Raw genomic sequence first — 23,332 nt, 5'->3', positions numbered from 1 at the left:
CGTTTTTTATGCCTCCGGTTTTAAGGCCTGGCTTCGGTGAAGCTTTGCTCGCGCCCCGTGTCAGGATCTTCTGGAGGCGACGTTTTTTCTGTCTCCGCCTCCGGCTCAGGACTTGGCTCAGGGTTGATCGGGTTGTGCATCTGATCCTGCACCACTTGTTCATCGACCCGTGGATCAAGGCAAGCCACCAGCGGCGAACTCGACATGCTGTCCGGCATGGCGACGTGATGCAGCGGCGCGTCGTCCACCTGATGCAGGTTGGTCACCGCTTTCGGGCGGATTCGCCACACCAGCACCAACGCGAAGAAACTGAAGAAGGCATAGAGCATCTGGCTGCCGAACATCTTCATCAGCACCCCGGCGACCAACGGCCCGATACTGGCGCCGACGCCGTAGGTCACCAGCAACATGGCCGTCAGTGACACTCGCCGATCAGCCTCGACGTGGTCATTGGAAAACGCGACCGCCAGTGGATACAGGCAGAATTTCACCAGCGAGCAGATAAAACCGGTGACGAACAACACCTGCAGCGGCGCCTGCTGCATGATCGCCAGCGGCAATGCGGCAACCGCCAGCACCAGTGCAAAACAGCGGATCAGCAGTGCCCGGTCATAACGGTCGGACAACCAGCCCAACGGCCACTGCACCAGCAGGCCGGCAAAAATGCAGCTACCCATGAACAGACCGACCTGCTCCGTGGACAACCCTTGCTGCGAGGCATACAGCGGCGCCAGACCGTAGAACGAACCGATGATCAGTCCCGCCCCCAGCACCGTACTCAACGACTGCGGTACGCGTTTGATGAAGAATCGCGGCTCCATCGGCGCGGGGTGGAGCGCCGCCGGGTGAATCCGCCGGGTCAGGGCCACCGGCACCAGGCACAGGGCAAAGCACAGGGCGACCAGCATCAACAGCTCCAGACCGAGCGCCGGGTGCATGACCAGAATCAGTTGACCCAGCACCAGCCCCAGATAGGACGCGATCATGTAACCGCTGAACACCGTCCCGCGTTGCGAGGCTTCGGCCTGCTCATTGAGCCAGCTTTCGATGACCATGTACTGGCACATCATGCCGAGGCCGACGATGACCCGAAGGAATATCCAGGCAGGCAACCAGTCCACCAGACCATGGCCCAGCACCGCCGCGCCGACAATCCCGGCGCAGGCCGAATAGGCCCGGATATGCCCGACCCGGGCAATCAACCGGTGACCGATCTTGCCGCCCAGCACCAGGCCGAAATAGTTGGCCGCCATCAACGCACCGACCCACAGGCTGTCGACATGGTCGGCCGCCAGGCGCAAGCCCAGGTAAGTACTCAGCAAGCCCGAGCCGATCAACATCATCAGCGAGGCAAAATACAGCGCTCGAAAGGGTTTCCAGATTTGGCGCATCGGCGTTCCGAGCGGCTCCTTGCGGTGAGAAACGGGCTATCCGAAAAGATAGCCCGAAGACGAAGGTTCGTCAGGCCTGGGCGGCTAAAACACGGCGCTCCCAGGGCGTAATTTCATCATAGAAGCTGGTCAACTCCATGGTCTTCGAAGCGACGTAGCCTTCGATGAACTCCTTGCCAAACAGTTCCTTCGCCAATTGGCTACGTTTCAGACGTTCGAGAGCGGCATGCAAGGTACACGGCAACGAAAGATTATCCGGCACCTCGAATTCACCCTGGATCGCTGCGCTTGGCTCCAGCTCGTTTTCAATACCGTACAGCCCCGCCGCCAGGCTCGCGGCAATCGCCAGATACGGGTTGGCATCCGCCCCCGGCAAGCGGTTCTCGACCCGACGAGCGGCCGGCGAACTGGCCGGAATACGCAAACCGGCCGCACGATTGTCGTGGGACCAGCAGGCATTATTCGGTGACGCGAACGGATGGCACAAGCGCTGATAAGAGTTCACGCTCGGCGCAAACAACGCAGTGAAATCCGCCATCCCGGCCTGCTGGCCACCGATAAAGTGACGGAAGGTGGCTGTCGGCTCACCGGCCGCGTCGCTGAACACGTTACGCCCGCTGCCGATCTCGACGATGCTCTGGTGAATGTGCATCGAACTGCCCGGTGTGTGCGCCAGCGGCTTGGCCATGCAGACCACGGTGAGGCCGTGCTTGAGCGCGACTTCCTTGAGCAGATGCTTGAACAGGAGCGTCTGATCGGCCAGCAGCAGCGGATCGCCGTGCAGCAGATTGATCTCGAACTGGCTGACGCCCATCTCGTGCATGAACGTATCGCGAGGCAGACCCAGAGCCGCCATGCATTCGTAGACTTCGCTGAAGAACGGGCGCAGACCGTTGTTGGAGCTGACGCTGAATGCCGAATGGCCAGCCTCGCGCCGACCGTCCAGGCCCAGCGGCGGCTGGAAGGGTTGTGTCGGGTCGGTATTGGGTGCGAAGACAAAGAATTCCAGTTCGGTCGCCACCACCGGCGCCAAGCCGAGTGCCGCGTAGCGCGCGATGACGGCCTTGAGTTGGCCGCGGGTCGACAGACGGGAGCTTTCGCCGGTCAGCTCGTCGGCATCGCAAATGGCGAAGGCTCGTGGTTGCTGGCTCCAGGGCAGGCGGTGAATCTGCGCAGGATCGGGCACCAGCGCCAGGTCGCCGTCATCGCTGCCGTAAAAACGCGCTGGCGGATATCCGCCCATGATGCATTGCAGCAGCACACCCCGCGCCATCTGCAAACGCCGCCCCTCGAGAAACCCCTCGGCCGTCATGACCTTGCCACGGGGCACGCCGTTCAGGTCCGGCGTAACACATTCAATCTCATCAATGCCCGTCAGTCGCTGCGCGAGTGAACGTTGGCCATCGGTAGTCATGACGCAATCCTTTGTTGTTGTGCAAGCCGCGAACGGCGACCGTACAAAATAGGCTCCGCCTGTTCGGAATATCAAGCACTGCACACAAAAATGTAGGAGCTGCCGAAGGCTGCGATCTTTGATCTTCCGGTGCCATGCTCGAAAATCAAAAGATCGTCCGAACGCGGCCCGAGCCTTCGGCAGCTCCTACGGGAGGTAAAGGCTGAACACGCCGCCGCCCAACGAGCCGCCATTGCTGATTTCGGTGCGTCCACCGATGCCGTTGCGCTGATGCAACGCGGCAATCCGCCCGGCGAAATACAGACCCAGGCCGGTGCTGCCGCTGCTGTGGTTGATGCCCTGCACGTAATCGGCCTGACGCTCGATCATCTGCGCCGGATAGCCGTCGCCATCATCGTTGATCGTCAGCACCAGTTGCCCGGCCTCATCGCTGACGCTGATCAACACCGCGTGGCGGGCGTAACGGATGGCGTTGTTGATGCAATTGCCCAACACCGAGGCAATCAACTCCCGGTCGAAGAAACCCAGCGGGCTCAATGGGTCCACTTCATAAGTCGCCATGATGCCGCGGCTGGCGAACACGTCTTGATGGCAGGCCAGTTGCGCTTCGATGAAGTCATCCAGTTCATGGTAGGCCGGTTGCAACGGCATCTGATTGACACCGAGTTTGTACAGCCCCAGCAACTGCACGAGCATGCCGTTGAGGTGGGCAAACTCGAATTCGATCACGCCCTGCTCCGGGGTATGCCGCGCCGGGTCGGGCAAGCGCGCCAGCCATTGGCTGTGGGCCTGCATCAACATCGCCAGCGAGTTCTTCATGTCGTGCACGGTGGAGGCAATCACCGTGGAGAAATCCAGTGCCGGGTCGTTTTGGGTCATGCGCCGAACGCCTTGATTTTCAGTTTCTGATAACGCGCATTCCGCGCGTCGGTGTCGGGCATCAGGCCGACCGTTTTCAGGCAGGCCCGACATTCTTCAAGTTCCGCCGACGGCACGCTAGTGTCGGTGCCGTGCAGCAGCGACTGCGCCATGTTCAGCGCGATACTGATGTTTTTCGGTTGCAGCGCCAGGGCTTTGCGGAACACCGCCCGCGCCTCCACCAGGTTGCCCGTCTTGTACACCCGCACGCCTTGACGGTTGAGCTCCGCCGCATCGTTGCCGGAGTTGAGGATGGTTGGGTCGTCGGTCAGCTTGGCGATGCCCTTCATCACCGTCGGATCATCGCCGTAGATTTCTGCGCAGTTTTTCAGCATCGAAGCACCGGCGTCGGCCTGCCCGAGCATTTGCAACTGCTTGGCCACCAACAGCGCCGCTTCGGCACTCATGAACTGCTCCATGCCATCGAGGCGCAACATGGCTTGCTCGGTGAGTTTCTCCGCGGTTTCGGCATCGTTGAGCAGCAGGCTGGTGGCCTTCATCAGCCGCGCACGAATCTGCAGGCCCGGGTCAGACGGGTTTTCCTTGGCCACGGCACTCAGCGTGGTGTTGATCTCCAGCCGCGTGCGGGTATCCAGGCCTTTTTCGCTGCCCTTGCTGATTAAGGCATGGGCCAGACCGAGATTGCTTTCCGCGTCCTTGAAGCGTGACTGGGCGCCCTGGCTGACCGCCTGTCGATAAGCCTTGGACGCCGTGTCGAAATCTTCGTTGGCCATCGCCAACTTGCCCAGCAGCGCTTGCCGGCGCACGGCCAGCGGCGACAGACGAATGGCCTCTTCCAACACCTGCTGCGCGGCCTTGCTGTCGCCTTCTGCGACCAGCACATCCGCCATGCCGTCGTACAGCGCCGGCATCATCGGGAACACTTTCAGGGCTTTTTCGTAGACGCCTTTGGCCTGACTGACCTGACCGCGCTTGAACAGCAACTTGCCCAACCCGGCAAACGCCCACGGCAAAGGCCGATCGGCAATGATGCCGTCGTAGAGTCGCTCCAGCGCCTCATTCTGATTCAAGTCACGCAAGGCATCGGCGCGGTAGCGCAGGCACAGCGGCGAATAGCGGATGTCCTGTTTGCACAGCGCGATGCAGGCGTTGAGCACTTCGACCGGTTTACCGCGATCGAGGGCCTGCAGGATCGGCTTGAGCAACGTCTTGCGCTGCTCCAGACGCTCAAGGCGCTGGGCCAGGCCGGAGCGATTGAACGGTTTGGTCAGGTAAGCATCGGGCTCGTGTTCCAGGGCGCTGAGCACCATCGCCTGACTGGTCTCGGCGGTGACCATCACAAACACGGCTTCATGGCTGATCAGCTTCTCGACCATCAGGTCTTCGAGCACCTGCTGACCATTCTTCTTGCCGTCGCCGAGGTGGAAATCCTGCAGGATGAAATCGTAAGACTTCTGAGAACACATGCGCAGCGCCTGCTCGCCGGTGTCGGCGGTGTCCACGTCCTTGACGCCCAGCTCTCGCAGCATGGAACGGACCGAACTGCGGAAATCGGAGAAATCATCGACGATCAGAAAACGCTTTTGGTGATACGACAGCATCGAAGATTTCCAGGCAATGTTAAGAAGAAGGTCATGACTGTCCGGGTTATCGGCCAGCAGGCCCATTCACTTGAAGAAATGGGAATGCATTTGCGCAGTTGGAGTCGAAATTTCAGAGGGATGCGAATGCGGGCTAAATATTTGAAGGCGTTACTGAAAAACGGGATTATCCTGATTTATTGCGCCGCGTCTGCTACCCGTTTCAGATCCAGACGCTCCCGGCGTTGGCAAAGGCAGGAATCGACCCGGATGCCGGTCCTGCAGGTCACCGAAACGGTGTCCATCGAGAAAACCGGGTGTACGTCATTTCACCCGCGCAACGCCTGTCGATGAATGATGGCTTTCTTGAGGTCAGTACCAGCGAAACACGGGAGTCCCGTCACGCCTCGATCGACCTGTTCTTCCGCGACCTGGCGGATGCACACCGGGAAAGAGCCTTCTGTCTGGTGCTGTCGGGCACCGGCTCCAATGGTGCCGTCGGTCGACATCACCCATCGCCTGCATTACGACAACCTGGCCGGTGACGCGGCGCTGGTTTCGGATCGCTGAACATGATCGAGCGCAAAGTCAGCAGTACCGACAACCACTGGTACATCGCCTGCCTGCTGCCTTATCGCTCCTGCGAAGACCATATCGACGGCACCGTGCTGACTTCCATCGACATCACCAAGCGTCGAGCGGCTGAAGAAGAGTTGCGCCTGGGCGAAGAGCGCATGCGCCTGGTGGCCGAAAGCACCCGCGACTACGCGATCATCACCCTCGATGAACAGGGCGTGATCACCAGTTGGAACAAAGGCGCGGAGTTGATTTTCGGCTACAACAAGGCCGAGGCCGAGGGGGCTTACTACGACTTTATTTTTTCCCCTGAAGACCGCGCGGCGGGCATACCGGAAAACGAGCTGCTGGCGGTGCGCACCCATGGTCGCAACGACGATGAACGCTGGCATCTGCACAAGGATGGCAGCCGCTTCTTCTGCAGCGGCAAAGTAACCCTGCTCAGCGGCGACCACCTCAAGGGCTACGTGAAAATTGCCCGTGACCTGACCGGCCAAAAACGCCAGCACGAAGAACAGCGCCAGGAACTGGCCGAGACTCGCAACACCAATAACCTCAAGGATGAGTTCTTCGCGGTCATGTCCCATGAACTCAAGCATCCGCTGAACCTGATCCAGCTCAACGCAGAACTGCTGCGGCGCTTGCCAGTGACCAAGTCGCAGGCTCCGGCGGCCAAGGCGGTGAACACCATTTGCGACGCGGTCACCAGCCAGGTGCGGATCATCGACGATCTGCTGGATGTCGCTCGGGTCCGTACCGGCAAGCTCAAGCTGCAACCGGTCGCCATCGATCTCAGTAGTGTGCTGCGCGATATCCACACCGTCGTGCTCAATGACCAGCACGACGTCACGGTCGAACTGCTGGTGCCAGCCGGCGCGTTAATGATCCAGGCCGACCCGACGCGACTGGAGCAAATCATCTGGAACCTGGTGAACAATGCACTGAAATTCACCCCGGCCATGGGTCGCGTGCAATTGATTGCCAGCCAGGCCGGAGGCATGGTGCGACTCGACATCAAACACAACGGTGCCGGCATTGCCCCGGAAAACCTCGATCATGTGTTTGACCTGTTCGGTCAGGCGGAAAAGCAACATGTCACCCACAACAGTGAAGGGCTCGGGATTGGTTTGTCACTGGTCCGCCAGTTGGCCGAAGCGCAATGAGGCGCCGATCCGTAGACGTGAAATCAGTCTGTTAAAAAACGAGCTGCACCATACTAAAAACCGTGCGGTCGCTTTAGTGCGATTTCCTCTAACGGTTGTCCTTGATGGCCAAAACAACGGTCGGCGGCGGATTGCCGAGGAACGGCCTTTCGGTGCTCCGGATCTGAAGCAACATGCGGCGATGGCATGTGCGGCGTAGCGAACGCGCGGTTACCGACGTTATCGAAGAGATCGCTGAATACGTTCTACCGAAGTTTCACTAGCTATGGCAGTGAATTCAGGGACAGCTGATGAGGCTGTCCTATTTTTCGTCACTTTCCTGCGGGCAAAACAAAACCCCTACCTGCATACGCAGATAGGGGTTTCGGAATTTAATCTTGACGATGACCTACTCTCACATGGGGAAACCCCACACTACCATCGGCGATGCATCGTTTCACTGCTGAGTTCGGGATGGGATCAGGTGGTTCCAATGCTCTATGGTCGTCAAGAAATTCTTGAGCTGACGCGTCTTTCGACGTTCCAGCGAATTGGGTATGCGATAGTTTGTGTGTTTCTCTCGAACTTTCGGTTCGTTTCGTCTTCACACACCGCAATCTGGTGCCTCTTCAGGTCAGCAAATTGCTTGGGTGTTATATGGTCAAGCCTCACGGGCAATTAGTATTGGTTAGCTCAACGCCTCACAGCGCTTACACACCCAACCTATCAACGTCGTAGTCTTCGACGGCCCTTCAGGGGACTCAAGGTCCCAGTGAGATCTCATCTTGAGGCTAGTTTCCCGCTTAGATGCTTTCAGCGGTTATCTATTCCGAACATAGCTACCCGGCAATGCCACTGGCGTGACAACCGGAACACCAGAGGTTCGTCCACTCCGGTCCTCTCGTACTAGGAGCAGCCCCTCTCAAATCTCAAACGTCCACGGCAGATAGGGACCGAACTGTCTCACGACGTTCTAAACCCAGCTCGCGTACCACTTTAAATGGCGAACAGCCATACCCTTGGGACCGGCTTCAGCCCCAGGATGTGATGAGCCGACATCGAGGTGCCAAACACCGCCGTCGATATGAACTCTTGGGCGGTATCAGCCTGTTATCCCCGGAGTACCTTTTATCCGTTGAGCGATGGCCCTTCCATACAGAACCACCGGATCACTAAGACCTACTTTCGTACCTGCTCGACGTGTCTGTCTCGCAGTCAAGCGCGCTTTTGCCTTTATACTCTACGACCGATTTCCGACCGGTCTGAGCGCACCTTCGTACTCCTCCGTTACTCTTTAGGAGGAGACCGCCCCAGTCAAACTACCCACCATACACTGTCCTCGATCCGGATAACGGACCTGAGTTAGAACCTCAAAGTTGCCAGGGTGGTATTTCAAGGTTGGCTCCACGCGAACTGGCGTCCACGCTTCAAAGCCTCCCACCTATCCTACACAAGCAAATTCAAAGTCCAGTGCAAAGCTATAGTAAAGGTTCACGGGGTCTTTCCGTCTAGCCGCGGATACACTGCATCTTCACAGCGATTTCAATTTCACTGAGTCTCGGGTGGAGACAGCGCCGCCATCGTTACGCCATTCGTGCAGGTCGGAACTTACCCGACAAGGAATTTCGCTACCTTAGGACCGTTATAGTTACGGCCGCCGTTTACCGGGGCTTCGATCAAGAGCTTCGCGTTAGCTAACCCCATCAATTAACCTTCCGGCACCGGGCAGGCGTCACACCCTATACGTCCACTTTCGTGTTTGCAGAGTGCTGTGTTTTTAATAAACAGTCGCAGCGGCCTGGTATCTTCGACCGGCATGAGCTTACGGAGCAAGTCCTTCACCCTCACCGGCGCACCTTCTCCCGAAGTTACGGTGCCATTTTGCCTAGTTCCTTCACCCGAGTTCTCTCAAGCGCCTTGGTATTCTCTACCCAACCACCTGTGTCGGTTTGGGGTACGGTTCCTGGTTACCTGAAGCTTAGAAGCTTTTCTTGGAAGCATGGCATCAACCACTTCGTGTTCTAAAAGAACACTCGTCATCAGCTCTCGGCCTTAGACTCCCGGATTTACCTAAGAGTCCAGCCTACCACCTTAAACTTGGACAACCAACGCCAAGCTGGCCTAGCCTTCTCCGTCCCTCCATCGCAATAACCAGAAGTACAGGAATATTAACCTGTTTTCCATCGACTACGCTTTTCAGCCTCGCCTTAGGGACCGACTAACCCTGCGTCGATTAACGTTGCGCAGGAAACCTTGGTCTTTCGGCGTGGGTGTTTTTCACACCCATTGTCGTTACTCATGTCAGCATTCGCACTTCTGATACCTCCAGCAAGCTTCTCAACTCACCTTCACAGGCTTACAGAACGCTCCTCTACCGCATCACCTAAGTGATACCCGTAGCTTCGGTGTATGGTTTGAGCCCCGTTACATCTTCCGCGCAGGCCGACTCGACTAGTGAGCTATTACGCTTTCTTTAAAGGGTGGCTGCTTCTAAGCCAACCTCCTAGCTGTCTAAGCCTTCCCACATCGTTTCCCACTTAACCATAACTTTGGGACCTTAGCTGACGGTCTGGGTTGTTTCCCTTTTCACGACGGACGTTAGCACCCGCCGTGTGTCTCCCATGCTCGGCACTTGTAGGTATTCGGAGTTTGCATCGGTTTGGTAAGTCGGGATGACCCCCTAGCCGAAACAGTGCTCTACCCCCTACAGTGATACATGAGGCGCTACCTAAATAGCTTTCGAGGAGAACCAGCTATCTCCGAGCTTGATTAGCCTTTCACTCCGATCCACAGGTCATCCGCTAACTTTTCAACGGTAGTCGGTTCGGTCCTCCAGTTAGTGTTACCCAACCTTCAACCTGCCCATGGATAGATCGCCCGGTTTCGGGTCTATTCCCAGCGACTAGACGCCCTATTAAGACTCGCTTTCGCTACGCCTCCCCTATTCGGTTAAGCTCGCCACTGAAAATAAGTCGCTGACCCATTATACAAAAGGTACGCAGTCACCCAACAAAGTGGGCTCCCACTGCTTGTACGCATACGGTTTCAGGATCTATTTCACTCCCCTCTCCGGGGTTCTTTTCGCCTTTCCCTCACGGTACTAGTTCACTATCGGTCAGTCAGTAGTATTTAGCCTTGGAGGATGGTCCCCCCATATTCAGACAAAGTTTCTCGTGCTCCGTCCTACTCGATTTCATGACCAAGAGATTTTCGCGTACAGGGCTATCACCCACTATGGCCGCACTTTCCAGAGCGTTCCGCTAATCTCAAAGCCACTTAAGGGCTAGTCCCCGTTCGCTCGCCACTACTAAGGGAATCTCGGTTGATTTCTTTTCCTCAGGGTACTTAGATGTTTCAGTTCCCCTGGTTCGCTTCTTAAGCCTATGTATTCAGCTTAAGATACCTAACTTATGTTAGGTGGGTTCCCCCATTCAGACATCTCCGGATCAAAGTCTGTTTGCCGACTCCCCGAAGCTTTTCGCAGGCTACCACGTCTTTCATCGCCTCTGACTGCCAAGGCATCCACCGTATGCGCTTCTTCACTTGACCATATAACCCCAAGCAATCTGGTTATACTGTGAAGACGACATTCGCCGAAAATTCGCGATTAAACTCACAAATTTTACCTTAGCCTGAATAAACACCAGTGAAAGTGCTATCCAGTCTATCTTTCTATCACATACCCAAATTTTTAAAGAACGATCTAGCCAAAGACTAGAAATCAACATTCACCATGATCACCATGGAATGCTCATTTCTAAGCTTTCAACAAACAGAAGCAGTAGTGGTGGAGCCAAACGGGATCGAACCGTTGACCTCCTGCGTGCAAGGCAGGCGCTCTCCCAGCTGAGCTATGGCCCCGTATTGCTACAGGTTCCCACACAAAAATTGGTGGGTCTGGGCAGATTCGAACTGCCGACCTCACCCTTATCAGGGGTGCGCTCTAACCAACTGAGCTACAGACCCAATTTTGAGCTATCAGGCCGACCTCACCCTGCTCTTTACCACAAAGCATGGGGTGCGCTCTAACCAACCAAGCTACAACCCGTCAGGGCTGCTTCTTATCGTCTTCTTCAATGAATCAAGCAATTCGTGTGGGAACTTATGGAGCAGCTGATGTCGTCGATTAAGGAGGTGATCCAGCCGCAGGTTCCCCTACGGCTACCTTGTTACGACTTCACCCCAGTCATGAATCACACCGTGGTAACCGTCCTCCCGAAGGTTAGACTAGCTACTTCTGGTGCAACCCACTCCCATGGTGTGACGGGCGGTGTGTACAAGGCCCGGGAACGTATTCACCGCGACATTCTGATTCGCGATTACTAGCGATTCCGACTTCACGCAGTCGAGTTGCAGACTGCGATCCGGACTACGATCGGTTTTATGGGATTAGCTCCACCTCGCGGCTTGGCAACCCTCTGTACCGACCATTGTAGCACGTGTGTAGCCCAGGCCGTAAGGGCCATGATGACTTGACGTCATCCCCACCTTCCTCCGGTTTGTCACCGGCAGTCTCCTTAGAGTGCCCACCATGACGTGCTGGTAACTAAGGACAAGGGTTGCGCTCGTTACGGGACTTAACCCAACATCTCACGACACGAGCTGACGACAGCCATGCAGCACCTGTCTCAATGTTCCCGAAGGCACCAATCCATCTCTGGAAAGTTCATTGGATGTCAAGGCCTGGTAAGGTTCTTCGCGTTGCTTCGAATTAAACCACATGCTCCACCGCTTGTGCGGGCCCCCGTCAATTCATTTGAGTTTTAACCTTGCGGCCGTACTCCCCAGGCGGTCAACTTAATGCGTTAGCTGCGCCACTAAGAGCTCAAGGCTCCCAACGGCTAGTTGACATCGTTTACGGCGTGGACTACCAGGGTATCTAATCCTGTTTGCTCCCCACGCTTTCGCACCTCAGTGTCAGTATCAGTCCAGGTGGTCGCCTTCGCCACTGGTGTTCCTTCCTATATCTACGCATTTCACCGCTACACAGGAAATTCCACCACCCTCTACCATACTCTAGCTTGTCAGTTTTGAATGCAGTTCCCAGGTTGAGCCCGGGGATTTCACATCCAACTTAACAAACCACCTACGCGCGCTTTACGCCCAGTAATTCCGATTAACGCTTGCACCCTCTGTATTACCGCGGCTGCTGGCACAGAGTTAGCCGGTGCTTATTCTGTCGGTAACGTCAAAACACTAACGTATTAGGTTAATGCCCTTCCTCCCAACTTAAAGTGCTTTACAATCCGAAGACCTTCTTCACACACGCGGCATGGCTGGATCAGGCTTTCGCCCATTGTCCAATATTCCCCACTGCTGCCTCCCGTAGGAGTCTGGACCGTGTCTCAGTTCCAGTGTGACTGATCATCCTCTCAGACCAGTTACGGATCGTCGCCTTGGTGAGCCATTACCTCACCAACTAGCTAATCCGACCTAGGCTCATCTGATAGCGCAAGGCCCGAAGGTCCCCTGCTTTCTCCCGTAGGACGTATGCGGTATTAGCGTCCGTTTCCGAGCGTTATCCCCCACTACCAGGCAGATTCCTAGGCATTACTCACCCGTCCGCCGCTCTCAAGAGAAGCAAGCTTCTCTCTACCGCTCGACTTGCATGTGTTAGGCCTGCCGCCAGCGTTCAATCTGAGCCATGATCAAACTCTTCAGTTCAAACATCTTTGGGTTTTTAAGAAACCCTAAACTTGGCTCAGCAATCGTTGGTTACATCTTTGATTTCTCGCGGAGTAACTTGTGATGCTGATAATCTTGTTGACTATCAGTCTGACTCCACAAGCACCCACACGAATTGCTTGATTCAGTTGTTAAAGAGCGGCTGGTTAAGATCTTTCGTCTCAACCGAGGTGCGCATTCTACAGAAGCCACCAAGTACGTCAAGCAATTAAATCAAGAATTTGAAATTTTATTCTTAGCTTTCAAATACTTGATTCCCACCCTTCTATAACCGCCTTTGCGATCGGTTACGGCTACGTAACACCCAGCAAACCAAGGGGATGCTTGATTTTTTGGATATCACGAAGATCGGCGAGCAGTAAAGAAGGGGGAGAACAACAAAATATGGTGTCCCAGGGCAGGTTCGAACTGCCAACCTTCCCCTTAGGAGGGTCAATTTTACAACCGGCCCGCATGGCCAAACCCAATAAACACGGGACTTTCCGTCCGGTTGCGTCCGTGAAAACGGCACCGTATAGTACTTTTTGCTGCCACGGTGCTGTCACGGAGCTTTATTACTTGAAAACGAAGATCACCCAGAAGCTCATCAACAGCTTGCCTACCGAGCCGAAGGCGTACCGGGTGCATGATACCGCGCAGCCGGGACTGTTCATTCGCGTGCTGCCGAGTGGGCACAAGTCCTACATGGTTACGTGGGGCCGCAACAAGAATGCCACCCTCGGCCGCGTAGGTGTGGTGACACTCGATCAGGCTCGCACCGAGGCTGCTCAGTACCTGGCTGATGCTCACGCTCATGGGGAGCCGCTGGCCATAACTCAGGGAAGAAAAGGCGCTACCCTCCCCACCCTGCGCGAGTTCATCGACGACACCTATATGCCCTGGTTCAAGATCCAACATAAAGGGTATGAGAAAACTCAGCACACGCTCGACAACAACTTCGACGGGATCATGTCTCAGCGACTCGACTCAATCACCGGCCGCGACCTGGAACACATCCGCACCGGATGGATGCAGTCAGGCAATAAGCCGTCGACGGTCAATCGTAAAATGGGCTCGATCAGCGGCCTCTTCAGCAGAGCTATTGAGTGGGAGTACATCAGCGCCCACCCGATGGAGAAGCTCAAAGCGATCAAGGTCGACTCCATGGGTCTGGTCCGGTATCTAAATGCCGATGAAAGCAAGCGCCTGCGTGAAGCGCTGGACGCGCGCCAGGACGAAGCGCGGGCCGAGCGCGAAACGGCGAACAAGTGGCGAGCAGACCGCGGCAAAGAGCAGATGCCAAGTTTGCTGCAGGTACCCTTCACTGATCACTTGAAGCCCATGGTGCTGGTATCACTGAATACCGGGATGAGGCGTGGCGAGCTATTTAACCTGAAATGGTCGGCAGTGAACTTCCAAACGAAGACGATCACCGTCGCCGGAGCCACCAGCAAAACAAGCGACACGCGGCATATCCCGATGAACAAGGAAACCGTCAGCGCGCTGAAAGACTGGAAAAAACAGGCCGCGAATTCCCTGTACGTTTTCCCGAGCCAGGATGGTGGCCGCCTCGAGGATGTTAAAAGCGCCTGGCTCAACCTCCTGGAGCGAGCGAAGATCGAAGGCTTCCGTTGGCACGATATGCGCCACGACTTCGCATCACGGCTGGTAGTGGCCGGAGTTCCGCTCAACACGATACGGGATTTGCTTGGGCACGCAGATATCAAGATGACGCTTAGATATGCTCACTTGGCGCCGGACACGAAGGCCGCAGCGGTGGAGCTAATTTAATGCGGGGGTTTGAAAGGAACAATTGTTCTACTGTCTCTGTTTTCTTCAACATGCTCTAAAAGAGAGTCCCAGTATCTCCCAATGATCTCTCTATCAAGAGCGCCTACACCCTCGATCTCCCAGTCAGTGGACAACGATGTAGAAGCGCTATGCAAAAAGACAGCCGACGACTTTATCGTCTCCCAGATACGCTGCTCCTCATATGTCAGCAGCGTTGGAAAGCGATGGCACATATTGATGAACCTCACGCTTTCGTCGGTCGACCAAACGTCTGAAAGAATAGACCCAAGCGCATAGTTGTTCATCTTACCGTCGTCGAAATAGGGCACATCAGTATTGTATGCGACCTCTTCAATTGCAGCCTCGACAACCCCGGTAATCGACTGGCGACGTATCCGCGAAATCAGCTCGATCATCATCTTAACCTTTGGGTCAAGACGCAAAGTTAAAGCCTCCGTCTTCCGAGGCCCCTGCCCAGACTTGTTCTTTGCCATTTCGTTACCACCCGGTTCGATTTTCTAACCAAATCTTACCTTTTGCGTCCAACGAAGTCCATGAACCCACAACGAACCAATGATTGTAGTTGACGTGCACAATTCGGAACAATAGGATCTCCACCCCAATTACTTTCGATGGGCATCTGGAGAAACCTATGGAACAAGCCTCACTCTCGGTGGGCGTTGAGGAAGCGGGACGGATTCTCGGAATCTCTCGCTCGGCCACCTACGAGTTTATTGCCAAGGGCGAAATCAAAACTTTCAAGATCGGCCGTCGTCGCCTGGTGCTCATGTCCGAGCTGAAGGCATTTATCGAACGCACCGCGAAGGAGAACGCCCGGTGACAGTCCGCATCATCGGCCTGAGCCGTGATGTCCTCCGCACAGTTAGCTCCCGGCCAGCATCCGCTTGGTGGAACTGACATATCTGCCCTGTCTTGGCGCCCCACCAGTGGAGTTGATCAACGCCCTCAACAAACGCCGGTGCAATCAAACGCGGCTGCGCATTACTTGGACATTGTCCACACGCCGCCCACTATCCATCACCTGACGCGCCAGGGGTGGGGATTCAGGACCCGGTGGTGCTATCAAGCTGCAAGGCGTGCCCGGCGACCGCACCGCGTCGGGCTCTATGTCCTGACCCAGGAGAACGATTAATCCAACAGCTGAGATGCGATCTCAAATCGTTTCTTAGCGCCTGCCTGCGAGTTTCTGAATGGCCTCATGGAAGCAGAAACGGAAATACAAGGTTGACTTTGGCGGCGGCCGAGTATTGGCGCTGCCTTATCGGATGTTGGTCCTTCCTGCATTCGACAACCTGACGCCGAAAGCGATAGCGGTGCTCATTAAGTTAGCCAAGAACTACAACGGCTCAAACAATGGTGATCTGTCGTGCACGGCACAGATGATGGCCAAGGGTAGGCCTATGGATGCAAAGACGCTTGCGTCTGCCCTGCAGGAGCTTATAGAGGCCGGGTTGATCGTTCGTACCCGCGAGTACCGGAAAGGACGTGAAAAGGGGATGGCGCGCTGTGCGCTGTATGCAGTCACTTGGGCGGCCATCGATGAATGCCCAGGAAAGGATCTTGAGGTCAAACCCGGGCCGCCCACCTTCAAGTTCGACTGATTTTGATTTTTTCGGTGGGATTTTTTCCGGTTGCTACTGGGATTTTTTCCCAGTCATGAAAATTGATCTGTACGGTTGAGTCCGGTTGCGTATGGCGTACGACCACCTACTGGGATTTTTTCCCAGTGGTTTTGCCGAAAACTACGGCCTGCAGCCGAGGGCAGTAAACGGAAAAAATCCCAGTCTTATTAAATTACCACCACCAGGTTTACCAATATGGGTATCAAAGTCATCAAGCAGACACGTTGCCCTTACCGTTATGCAGGCAGATGCAGACGCGCCGGTGGCGTGACTTTCCTTGTCCTGGACTTCCTTCTTTGGACGCGAATAGGGATGTGTCGACCGTGTGCTGTCGAAGTTCGTCCGGACCTGATTTATCTGACCGATAAGGCAATTCACCAAAAGCATACCTAAAAGAAACGCACCATAAGAAACTTGGCAACTCACGAATGAAGTCAGATTGACGATAAAACACCATTACAGTCGGGCCCCATATAGCACTGGCTGCGGAGTTCCTGGGTGCCTCAGTGCTGATCACCCTCAAGGAGAAAACTGGAATCTGACGCGGTTCGAATTTAGAACCATTGAACTGCGAATTGACCGCGCGCACCGAGGAGACGACCGGAAGCGAACGGCCAGAAGCGGACGGTGGGTTCGCGGTATCGATAACGAATTTTCCAATTGATTTAGGTTCCAAAATGGGCAGAGCCAAGGAAAAGAACTCGACAGAGGACTACCGTTCCCTCGACATTCGGGCGCTACACCGTGCCGGGCTGCTGCGCACTGGCTTTGCTTGCAACTGGATGTGGAAGCGCAGTGGTGAATTGGTCGGGACAATCAGCATCGGCGTCGAAAGTCTGACCCGTCTGCGCCTGCGGTATCGATTGACAACGAATGGAGAATCCGAGTCGAAGGATTACCCCGTCCCGATCACCTGGACACCCTGCCACTTAGGGGGCAATCGAGCGTGGTTTCTGTGTCCCTGTTGTGGCCGGCGAGTCGCCAAGCTGTACCTGAGCCGCGTGTTCGCCTGCCGTCACTGTCTGCACCTCAACTACGAGAGCCAGCAGGCCAACAAGCGCGACCGTGCCGCAGATCATTCGTGGAAGCTGCGCAGCGCCCTAGGCTGCCCCGAAGGTTTCCTAACCTTTCCTGCCGAATACATTCCAAAGCCGAAGGGCATGCACTGGCGGACCTTCGAGCAAAAGGTGGAACAGCTCAAGCGTGTAGACGCCGCCGCCTGGGCCGATGCCGGGCCTATGCGAGAAAGCATCGAACGCTGGCTGGAACATGGCCACTGGTGATTGAGAAGCTCAAATTCAAAGCAGCGCACCTGTCATACCGAAACGGGAGGTCAGAACGGTTGACTGGCTAGGGGCAGACCTACCCTTCCTATTCTGATCACTCTCCAATTCCTTCCGAGCTGAGCTGAGCTCGCAAACGGATCAAATAAAAAACTGATACCTGTATCACTTTGCCTACTTCAGACTTACTGCAACGGAAAAGCCTTCCCACCCGCCCCTACAAATCACTTATTTCAGCGCCATTGAATCCCTATTGCGCGTAACACTTTAAGTGCACCTAAAAAACAACACTGCGATGGGGATGTGACAACGCCCCTGATAGGGTCGCCCCAATGAGTGAATCACCCAAAATTTCCCAGCGCGACAATAAAAAAACATCGCAATCGGGAGCCCGCATAAAACTAACCCCCCAGAGCCGAATACTCCCGTGCTGATCGCCGGCTTTCAAAAAGAAACTGGAGCAAACGTGGTCCCAATCCAAAACCATTGAGCTGTTTCAGCAATCGTCACAAAGCGATTGGTGATTTCTGCCCCCCCCTGAGGGACGTGAAAAACTCATACTTTCTTAACCAGTACGAGCGTGGACCTTCGCCAGGCGGCCAAGTGAACGGGCCAGTCTATTAGCAAAAATTGGCTTGGTACTGACCATCGTTTACACCTGGCTTGACCACCCCCGGTGTCAGGATAGTTGTCGCCTCTCCGGTTTTTCCTAAAAAAGCATATCGGGGGCGGAAAGAGACTGGTCGTGCCGTACTATTCACCTGAACGCAGAGCCGCATTACTCAAGATGCTGCTTCCCCCACTGAACCTGTCGATGGCCGAGGTTTCCCGGCGCGAAGGGGTCAGCGAAATGTCTTTGTCCAACTGGCGCAAGCAGCTCAGTTCTGAAGGAAGTGCAGTGTCCGAAAACAAGCAATCGGCTCAGAACTGGTCAGCCGAAACCAAGTTTGCTGTCGTCCTTGAAGCGGCCGGTTTGTCCGAGATCGACCTGGGCGAGTATTGCCGCCGCAAAGGCCTTTACCCCGAGCAAATCACTGCCTGGCGACAAGCCTTCATCACCGGCCAGAAATCGGAAAAGGCCCAGCAAAAAGAAGATCGGGAGCAGTCTCGCAAAGATAAGAAACGCATCCAGGAACTTGAGCGCGAACTGCGCCGCAAAGACAAGGCGCTCGCTGAAACAGCGGCGTTGTTGGTGCTGCGAAAAAAGCTCAACGACTACTGGGGGACCGACAACGAGGACAACTGACGTCTTTGCCAGAACGGCAGTTACTCGTGGACTGGCTGAGCAACGCGGTCGCGGCGGGAGCCAGAAAAATCAGGGCCTGCCTGGAAATCGGTCTATCGCTGCGGACTTTGCAACGGTGGACTGAAACAGACGTTATCCAGGCCGATGCCCGAACGACTGTCACACGGCCAACGCCGCGAAATGCACTAAACGAGGCTGAGCGACAGACCATTGTGACGCTGTGCAACAGCCTGGAGTACGCCCATCTGCCGCCGAGCCAGATCGTGCCGCGCCTGGCCGATCAAGGGCGCTATCTGGCGTCGGAGGCAACGTTTTATCACGTCTTGCGTGCGGCGGGTCAACAGCAGCATCGAGGTCGTAGCCAGCGCCCCAGGCGGCACGCGGCCCCAACGACGCATGCGGCTGAAGCGCCCAATCAGGTGTGGTCATGGGACATCACGTATCTGCCGTCGCCGATACGCGGCAAGTATTACTACCTCTATCTGATCGAGGATATTTACAGCCGCAAGGCCGTGGGCTGGGAGGTCTACGACGCGGAAAGCGGCGAGAAAGCCGCCGCGCTGCTGCAACGCAGCGTGATCGGCGAGCAGTGTTTACACGAACCGCTGGTGCTGCACTCGGACAACGGAGCGCCGATGAAATCGGTGACGCTGTTGAGCAAGATGTACGAACTGGGCATCACGCCCTCGCGGGGCCGACCGCGGGTGAGCAACGACAATCCCTACTCGGAGTCGCTGTTTAGAACACTGAAGTACTGCCCGCAATGGCCGCAGCATGGCTTTGCCAGTCTGGACGCCGCACGAGCTTGGGTGAGGGATTTCATGCGCTGGTACAACAACGAACACCGGCATAGCCGTATCCGGTTCGTCACACCGGCTGAGCGGCATCGAGGACTGGACCATCAGGTCTTGGCCCGGCGACATGAGCTGTACGAACGAGCCAAAGAGAAAAAGCCGGAACGGTGGTCGGGTTGCACACGTAACTGGGAGCCGATCGGCACCGTGCTGTTGAACCCGGATCGAGAGCAACAGGTCGAGAAAAGAGCGGCATAGTTAGACGGTTGACGCGACAACTACCTTGAAAAACGCCGACCAATACGGGGCAGTTTGTGCGAGACGTACAACCACACTCCCTTAAGCATCCTGTATGACTTCTCGCTTCCATCGAGGAGAAACTGGCCTTGAAGTGGTTCGATTTCAGAACCAATGAAGTGATTCAGCAATCGCGCCAAAAGGAAATTGATGACATCTGAAAGCCTTAGGCAAGAGTTTTGATGATTTTCGGACCAGTACGCGCGCGGCGCGCGCGTAGATCACCACCAGGTAGTTTGTCCACTGAAAAGCCAACCGTGGCCGTCCTATTTGGGTCAAATAAAGCACTGCCGATATAACCCTTCGTGAGAGGCAGCAACCGGCGGAGGCTGTGTAAAAACGTTTTTCAGCGCGATTGGAGCCCAGTGTTGGACTGAAAATCGCGTTTCTACGCAAAATCCAGATCGGCTCTGAGCAGCCGATAATTTTCAGATTTCGCATAGACTCGCAAACTTCAATTTTGACGAAGCGTTTTTACACACTCTGGGCCATAAGCAATGGGATGGACTCCTCCTCACTTCGGCATCTTGAGTGCCAGACTGAAGGTGCGAACCACAGTCAATAGTGAGAAGGAGTCCACACATGAAGCTTATGCGCATTGGGGTCGACCTGGCGAAGAACGTGTTTCAGATTCACGGTGTGGATCGTCATGAGCAGCCCATCTGGCGGCAGCGTTTACCTCGCGATCGCTGGCTTCAAACGGTGCTGGAGAAGATCGAGCCCGGCTGTGAGATCGGCATGGAAAGTTGTAGCGGTGCGCACCATTGGGCGCGGCAGCTACAGGCGCGCGGATTTCAGGTGAGGCTGATCGCGCCTCAGTTCGTCAAACCGTACGTCAAGAGCAACAAGAACGACGCCAACGATGCCGAGGCAATCTGTGAGGCGATGAGCCGCCCCAGCATGCGCTTCGTCGCCGTCAAGACCATCGAACAACAGGATATCCAGGCGACGCATCGCATCCGGGCCGGCTTAATCGAACAGCGGACGGCCAAAGCCAATCAGATTCGTGGGCTGATCGCCGAGTACGGCCTCGTTGCGCTGAAGGAATTACTGATGCTGCGTCGCGCAATACCGTGCTGGCTAGAAGATGCCGATAATGGTTTGACGGCACGCTTTCGTCGTCTGCTGAACGGCTTGTGGGAAGACCTGCGCGCACTTGATGAGCGCGTGAGTGAACTCGATAGCGAGATATCAGCGATCGCGGCAAGTGACCCAGCGGCTGCCCGTCTGCAACAGCTGCGTGGCGTCGGTCCGATGATTGCCACCGCACTTGTTGCGGCCATCGGTGACGCCAGTCAGTTTGCCAATGGCCGACAACTGGCCGCCTCGCTAGGGTTGACGCCAAAGCAACACAGCTCTGGCGGCAAGGATCGACTGCTTGGCATCAGCAAGCGTGAAGATGCTTATCTGCGAACGTTGATGGTCCACGGTGCGCGGTCGGCACTGCGTACAGCCAAGTCCAAAGAGGATCGACTCAGCCAGTGGGTCGTCCGCTTAGCCGAGCGCTCACATCCCAATGTGGCCGCTATCGCACTAGCGAACAAAACTGCACGCATGGCCTGGGCGATGCTGCGCAACGGCACTGATTACCAACCGAATCGGGCAGCGGCCTGACCCATTCATCCAAGGTGAAGCACCTCTACACCACGATTGCGAAGCAACCCGAGCAATGGCAACCGGTCGAACCGGCGTCGGCAAAACCCTTTAATGTCCAGGTGCGTAAAGCACGGAAAAGCGATTGGGAGCTGACGCGCGAATAGCCCATCATGGCCCGCATCAAAACGATGCTGCATCTAGAGGCCGAATATACGTGCGCAATCGGCACGGGCGCCAAAGCAAAGGAGGCTTGCAACGAGGAGGAGTCCATATACGGACATTCCCAGCCCCTCGTCCAACCTCATGCATGAGGCCTCTTTTTCCAGTCGATAACTTGTGGAAGCCTATCCGTCGAACGGCCCTTGCATAGGGGTAGCGGTTATACCTATTATGAAACCAATATAGGTAAGGGGGGTATCCCATGGGTCATATCGCAGCCAACAAAGACGATCTTCTCAAGCGCGTCAAACGCATCGCCGGACAAATCCAGGCCGTTGAACGGGCACTGGAATCAGATCTCGATTGCGCCAAAACACTGCACCTTGTCGCCGCCACCCGCGGAGCCATCAACGGATTGATGGAAGAAATCATTGAGGACCACGCCCGGGAGCACGTCGCGAACCCGACACTCAGTGAAGAAGAGCGCAACAAGGGCGTTGAAGAGCTTCTTGAAGCCATTCGCCGTTATTCCAAGTGAAGAATGCAGGTATAGGCTCATGAGCAGCACCAATATCAACATTAACCACGTACACGATCACGTGTTCCTTGGCTCAGCGCACGACGAAAATGCCAAGCGCACGCTTTGGGTCGTGGCGCTGACGGTGGTGATGATGGTTGGCGAGATCACCGCCGGCTACATCACCGGCTCGATGGCGTTACTTGCCGATGGCTTTCACATGGCGACCCATGCCGGCGCATTGGGCATCGCGGCGGCCGCTTACGGATACGCAAAACGCCACGCTTTCAGCCAGCGCTTCAGCTTCGGTACCGGAAAGGTTGGAGACTTGGGCGGGTTCGCCTCAGCGCTGATTCTCGGCATGGTCTCGCTGTCAATTGGCGTTGAGTCTGTCATGCGCCTCTTGCAGCCAACGGAAGTTCAGTTCGGCACCGCTACGCTCATCGCGATTGTTGGTTTAATCGTTAACATCGTCAGTGCCCTGCTGCTGGGCCACGGGCACAGTCATGGGCACGATCATGATGATCATGGCCATGCCCATCACGGGAACGACAACAATCTGAAATCGGCCTACGTCCATGTCATCGCAGACGCGCTGACTTCGGTTCTGGCCATTGCTGCACTGCTCGCCGGCCGGTATCTCGGTTGGGTGTGGCTGGACCCGGTCATGGGCATTGTCGGCGCCATCGTTATCGCGCGTTGGGCATGGACCTTGATGGGGGTCACCGCAGGTGTACTGCTGGATCAGACAGATGCGCACGTTGCCGAGGAAATCCGCGAACTAGTTGAGAAACCGGGGGATGCCACCATCACGGACTTGCACGTCTGGCGGGTTGGACCGCAAGCCCATGCGGCCATCGTCAGCGTCCTTGGTGAGGCCACTGCGAACGCCGACAGCATTCGAGAACGTCTCAAGACGGTTCACGAAGTCAGCCATCTGACGGTCGAGTTTCGACCGGCCTGATTCAGCGCCTCGCCTCCATTGTCTCCAAAGGAACCCGTAATGCCCCCAGGCAAACGTGAACTGGCGCGGATCGAACGCAGGTTGATTACCACGCTCACCGAAGCGTGCGAAACAGCAAAAGGTGAAATCAAAGGCTTTGCCTGGCTCACCCACACCGCTGACTTGAACGCGCTAGTTGAAACACTGAAGATCACCTGGGTGTTCGAAACCATGGCCGACAAAAAACTCGCTCAGGCCAACGCGAAGGTGCGCATCTTTGAGCTGGCGGCCATCGCGTTGAACGAGGCAAACATCGACCTGGGTCCATCAGACCACACTATCCGCTTCGACTCTGAGGAGGAGTGTCAACGCACTCACGGTGGCGATTGGCAAAAGCGCCTGGCCACAGGTTATTGA

General features: G+C 55.9%; 16 protein-coding genes, 2 tRNA genes, 3 rRNA genes and 1 pseudogene. 12 read left to right on the top strand and 10 right to left on the bottom strand.

Features of this window, described 5'->3' with window-relative positions; all coding sequences use genetic code 11:
* Nucleotides 1-20: 20 nt before the first annotated feature.
* The 4 genes from ACYZTL_RS23080 to ACYZTL_RS23065 all read right to left on the bottom strand — a co-directional run bounded on the left by ACYZTL_RS23080 (nucleotide 21) and on the right by ACYZTL_RS23065 (nucleotide 5,285).
* Nucleotides 21-1,391, bottom strand: coding sequence for an MFS transporter (locus ACYZTL_RS23080; protein ID WP_461953671.1), 1,371 nt, complete (start codon nucleotides 1,389-1,391; stop codon nucleotides 21-23).
* Nucleotides 1,392-1,461: 70 nt separating this feature from the next.
* Nucleotides 1,462-2,703: a glutamine synthetase family protein gene (locus tag ACYZTL_RS23075; protein ID WP_461954360.1), complete on the bottom strand. Its 1,242-nt coding sequence runs from the start codon at nucleotides 2,701-2,703 to the stop codon at nucleotides 1,462-1,464.
* Nucleotides 2,704-2,991: 288 nt separating this feature from the next.
* Nucleotides 2,992-3,684: a sensor histidine kinase gene (locus tag ACYZTL_RS23070; protein ID WP_461953670.1), complete on the bottom strand. Its 693-nt coding sequence runs from the start codon at nucleotides 3,682-3,684 to the stop codon at nucleotides 2,992-2,994.
* The gene (locus ACYZTL_RS23065) at nucleotides 3,681-5,285 is read right to left on the bottom strand and encodes a response regulator (protein WP_461953669.1); all 1,605 of its coding nucleotides are present in this window, start codon (nucleotides 5,283-5,285) and stop codon (nucleotides 3,681-3,683) included. The genes ACYZTL_RS23070 and ACYZTL_RS23065 overlap by 4 nt, the downstream gene beginning before the upstream one ends.
* A gap of 329 nt (nucleotides 5,286-5,614) precedes the next feature.
* On the opposite strand from ACYZTL_RS23065, the gene ACYZTL_RS23060 reads away from it, so the two are divergent.
* Both ACYZTL_RS23060 and ACYZTL_RS23055 read left to right on the top strand, forming a co-directional pair.
* Nucleotides 5,615-5,809, top strand: coding sequence for a chemotaxis protein CheB (locus ACYZTL_RS23060; protein ID WP_461954359.1), 195 nt, complete (start codon nucleotides 5,615-5,617; stop codon nucleotides 5,807-5,809).
* A pseudogene (locus ACYZTL_RS23055) lies at nucleotides 5,766-7,000 on the top strand (ATP-binding protein); the annotation flags it as partial. The gene ACYZTL_RS23060 and the pseudogene ACYZTL_RS23055, both read left to right, overlap by 44 nt.
* A gap of 378 nt (nucleotides 7,001-7,378) precedes the next feature.
* On the opposite strand, the gene rrf reads toward ACYZTL_RS23055, so the two are convergent.
* The 5 genes from rrf to ACYZTL_RS23030 all read right to left on the bottom strand — a co-directional run bounded on the left by rrf (nucleotide 7,379) and on the right by ACYZTL_RS23030 (nucleotide 12,646).
* Nucleotides 7,379-7,494: ribosomal RNA gene (gene rrf, locus ACYZTL_RS23050) — 5S ribosomal RNA — on the bottom strand.
* Nucleotides 7,495-7,639: 145 nt separating this feature from the next.
* Nucleotides 7,640-10,531 (bottom strand): 23S ribosomal RNA (locus tag ACYZTL_RS23045).
* Between the two features lie 236 nt (nucleotides 10,532-10,767).
* A tRNA-Ala gene (locus tag ACYZTL_RS23040) sits at nucleotides 10,768-10,843 on the bottom strand.
* A gap of 28 nt (nucleotides 10,844-10,871) precedes the next feature.
* Nucleotides 10,872-10,948 (bottom strand) — tRNA-Ile (locus tag ACYZTL_RS23035).
* Nucleotides 10,949-11,109: 161 nt separating this feature from the next.
* Nucleotides 11,110-12,646 (bottom strand): 16S ribosomal RNA (locus tag ACYZTL_RS23030).
* The 16S, 23S and 5S rRNA genes sit together here with 2 tRNA genes alongside, the layout of an rRNA operon.
* Nucleotides 12,647-13,225: 579 nt before the next feature.
* Here ACYZTL_RS23030 and ACYZTL_RS23025 point away from each other — a divergent pair.
* Nucleotides 13,226-14,437: a tyrosine-type recombinase/integrase gene (locus ACYZTL_RS23025; RefSeq protein WP_461953668.1), complete on the top strand. Its 1,212-nt coding sequence runs from the start codon at nucleotides 13,226-13,228 to the stop codon at nucleotides 14,435-14,437.
* Here ACYZTL_RS23025 and ACYZTL_RS23020 read toward each other — a convergent pair.
* Nucleotides 14,434-14,931: a hypothetical protein gene (locus tag ACYZTL_RS23020; protein WP_461953667.1), complete on the bottom strand. Its 498-nt coding sequence runs from the start codon at nucleotides 14,929-14,931 to the stop codon at nucleotides 14,434-14,436. The genes ACYZTL_RS23025 and ACYZTL_RS23020 overlap by 4 nt on opposite strands.
* Nucleotides 14,932-15,089: 158 nt before the next feature.
* Here ACYZTL_RS23020 and ACYZTL_RS23015 point away from each other — a divergent pair, with 158 nt between their 5' ends.
* The 9 genes from ACYZTL_RS23015 (at nucleotide 15,090) to ACYZTL_RS22975 (ending at nucleotide 23,332) form a co-directional block, all read left to right on the top strand.
* Nucleotides 15,090-15,278, top strand: a complete 189-nt coding sequence (locus ACYZTL_RS23015; RefSeq protein ID WP_461953666.1) for a helix-turn-helix domain-containing protein — start codon at nucleotides 15,090-15,092, stop codon at nucleotides 15,276-15,278.
* A 27-nt stretch (nucleotides 15,279-15,305) separates the two neighbouring features.
* On the top strand, nucleotides 15,306-15,590 hold the full coding sequence (locus ACYZTL_RS23010) for a helix-turn-helix domain-containing protein (RefSeq protein ID WP_461953665.1): 285 nt from the start codon (nucleotides 15,306-15,308) through the stop codon (nucleotides 15,588-15,590).
* 58 nt (nucleotides 15,591-15,648) lie between these two features.
* A complete protein-coding gene (locus ACYZTL_RS23005; protein WP_461953664.1) occupies nucleotides 15,649-16,059 on the top strand; it encodes a hypothetical protein in 411 nt (136 codons plus the stop codon).
* Nucleotides 16,060-16,655: 596 nt separating this feature from the next.
* Nucleotides 16,656-17,363, top strand: coding sequence for a hypothetical protein (locus tag ACYZTL_RS23000; protein WP_461953663.1), 708 nt, complete (start codon nucleotides 16,656-16,658; stop codon nucleotides 17,361-17,363).
* Between the two features lie 745 nt (nucleotides 17,364-18,108).
* Nucleotides 18,109-19,661 (top strand): IS3 family transposase gene (locus ACYZTL_RS22995; protein WP_461953662.1). Its coding sequence is split into 2 segments (ribosomal slippage): nucleotides 18,109-18,571 and nucleotides 18,571-19,661, totalling 1,554 coding nucleotides; the frame shifts between segments, so codons are not numbered across the junction.
* Between the two features lie 621 nt (nucleotides 19,662-20,282).
* On the top strand, nucleotides 20,283-21,314 hold the full coding sequence (locus ACYZTL_RS22990; protein ID WP_461953661.1) for an IS110 family RNA-guided transposase: 1,032 nt from the start codon (nucleotides 20,283-20,285) through the stop codon (nucleotides 21,312-21,314).
* 403 nt (nucleotides 21,315-21,717) lie between these two features.
* Entirely contained in the window at nucleotides 21,718-21,993 is a 276-nt protein-coding gene (locus ACYZTL_RS22985; protein WP_461953660.1) for a metal/formaldehyde-sensitive transcriptional repressor, read from the top strand.
* 19 nt (nucleotides 21,994-22,012) lie between these two features.
* Complete coding sequence (dmeF, locus tag ACYZTL_RS22980; protein ID WP_461953659.1) at nucleotides 22,013-22,936, top strand: CDF family Co(II)/Ni(II) efflux transporter DmeF; 924 nt, start codon at nucleotides 22,013-22,015, stop codon at nucleotides 22,934-22,936.
* 39 nt (nucleotides 22,937-22,975) lie between these two features.
* A complete protein-coding gene (locus ACYZTL_RS22975; RefSeq protein ID WP_461953658.1) occupies nucleotides 22,976-23,332 on the top strand; it encodes a hypothetical protein in 357 nt (118 codons plus the stop codon).

The sequence above is a fragment of the Pseudomonas sp. LB3P81 genome, from assembly GCF_054897965.1.
The sequence above is the reverse complement of the archived record's forward strand: the minus strand, read 5'-3'. Positions and strand labels throughout refer to the sequence as shown.

What these genes read in the sequence shown, in the direction of transcription:
- ACYZTL_RS22990 (WP_461953661.1), top strand. Translation starts at nt 20,283, where the DNA reads ATGAAGCTTATGCGCATTGGGGTCGACCTGGCGAAGAACGTGTTTCAG.
- ACYZTL_RS22985 (WP_461953660.1), top strand. Translation starts at nt 21,718, where the DNA reads ATGGGTCATATCGCAGCCAACAAAGACGATCTTCTCAAGCGCGTCAAA.
- ACYZTL_RS23070 (WP_461953670.1), bottom strand. Translation starts at nt 3,684, where the DNA reads ATGACCCAAAACGACCCGGCACTGGATTTCTCCACGGTGATTGCCTCC.
- ACYZTL_RS23015 (WP_461953666.1), top strand. Translation starts at nt 15,090, where the DNA reads ATGGAACAAGCCTCACTCTCGGTGGGCGTTGAGGAAGCGGGACGGATT.
- ACYZTL_RS23020 (WP_461953667.1), bottom strand. Translation starts at nt 14,931, where the DNA reads ATGGCAAAGAACAAGTCTGGGCAGGGGCCTCGGAAGACGGAGGCTTTA.
- ACYZTL_RS23060 (WP_461954359.1), top strand. Translation starts at nt 5,615, where the DNA reads ATGAATGATGGCTTTCTTGAGGTCAGTACCAGCGAAACACGGGAGTCC.
- ACYZTL_RS23005 (WP_461953664.1), top strand. Translation starts at nt 15,649, where the DNA reads ATGGCCTCATGGAAGCAGAAACGGAAATACAAGGTTGACTTTGGCGGC.
- dmeF (WP_461953659.1), top strand. Translation starts at nt 22,013, where the DNA reads ATGAGCAGCACCAATATCAACATTAACCACGTACACGATCACGTGTTC.
- ACYZTL_RS23080 (WP_461953671.1), bottom strand. Translation starts at nt 1,391, where the DNA reads ATGCGCCAAATCTGGAAACCCTTTCGAGCGCTGTATTTTGCCTCGCTG.
- ACYZTL_RS22975 (WP_461953658.1), top strand. Translation starts at nt 22,976, where the DNA reads ATGCCCCCAGGCAAACGTGAACTGGCGCGGATCGAACGCAGGTTGATT.
- ACYZTL_RS23010 (WP_461953665.1), top strand. Translation starts at nt 15,306, where the DNA reads ATGTCCTCCGCACAGTTAGCTCCCGGCCAGCATCCGCTTGGTGGAACT.
- ACYZTL_RS23075 (WP_461954360.1), bottom strand. Translation starts at nt 2,703, where the DNA reads ATGACGGCCGAGGGGTTTCTCGAGGGGCGGCGTTTGCAGATGGCGCGG.
- ACYZTL_RS23065 (WP_461953669.1), bottom strand. Translation starts at nt 5,285, where the DNA reads ATGCTGTCGTATCACCAAAAGCGTTTTCTGATCGTCGATGATTTCTCC.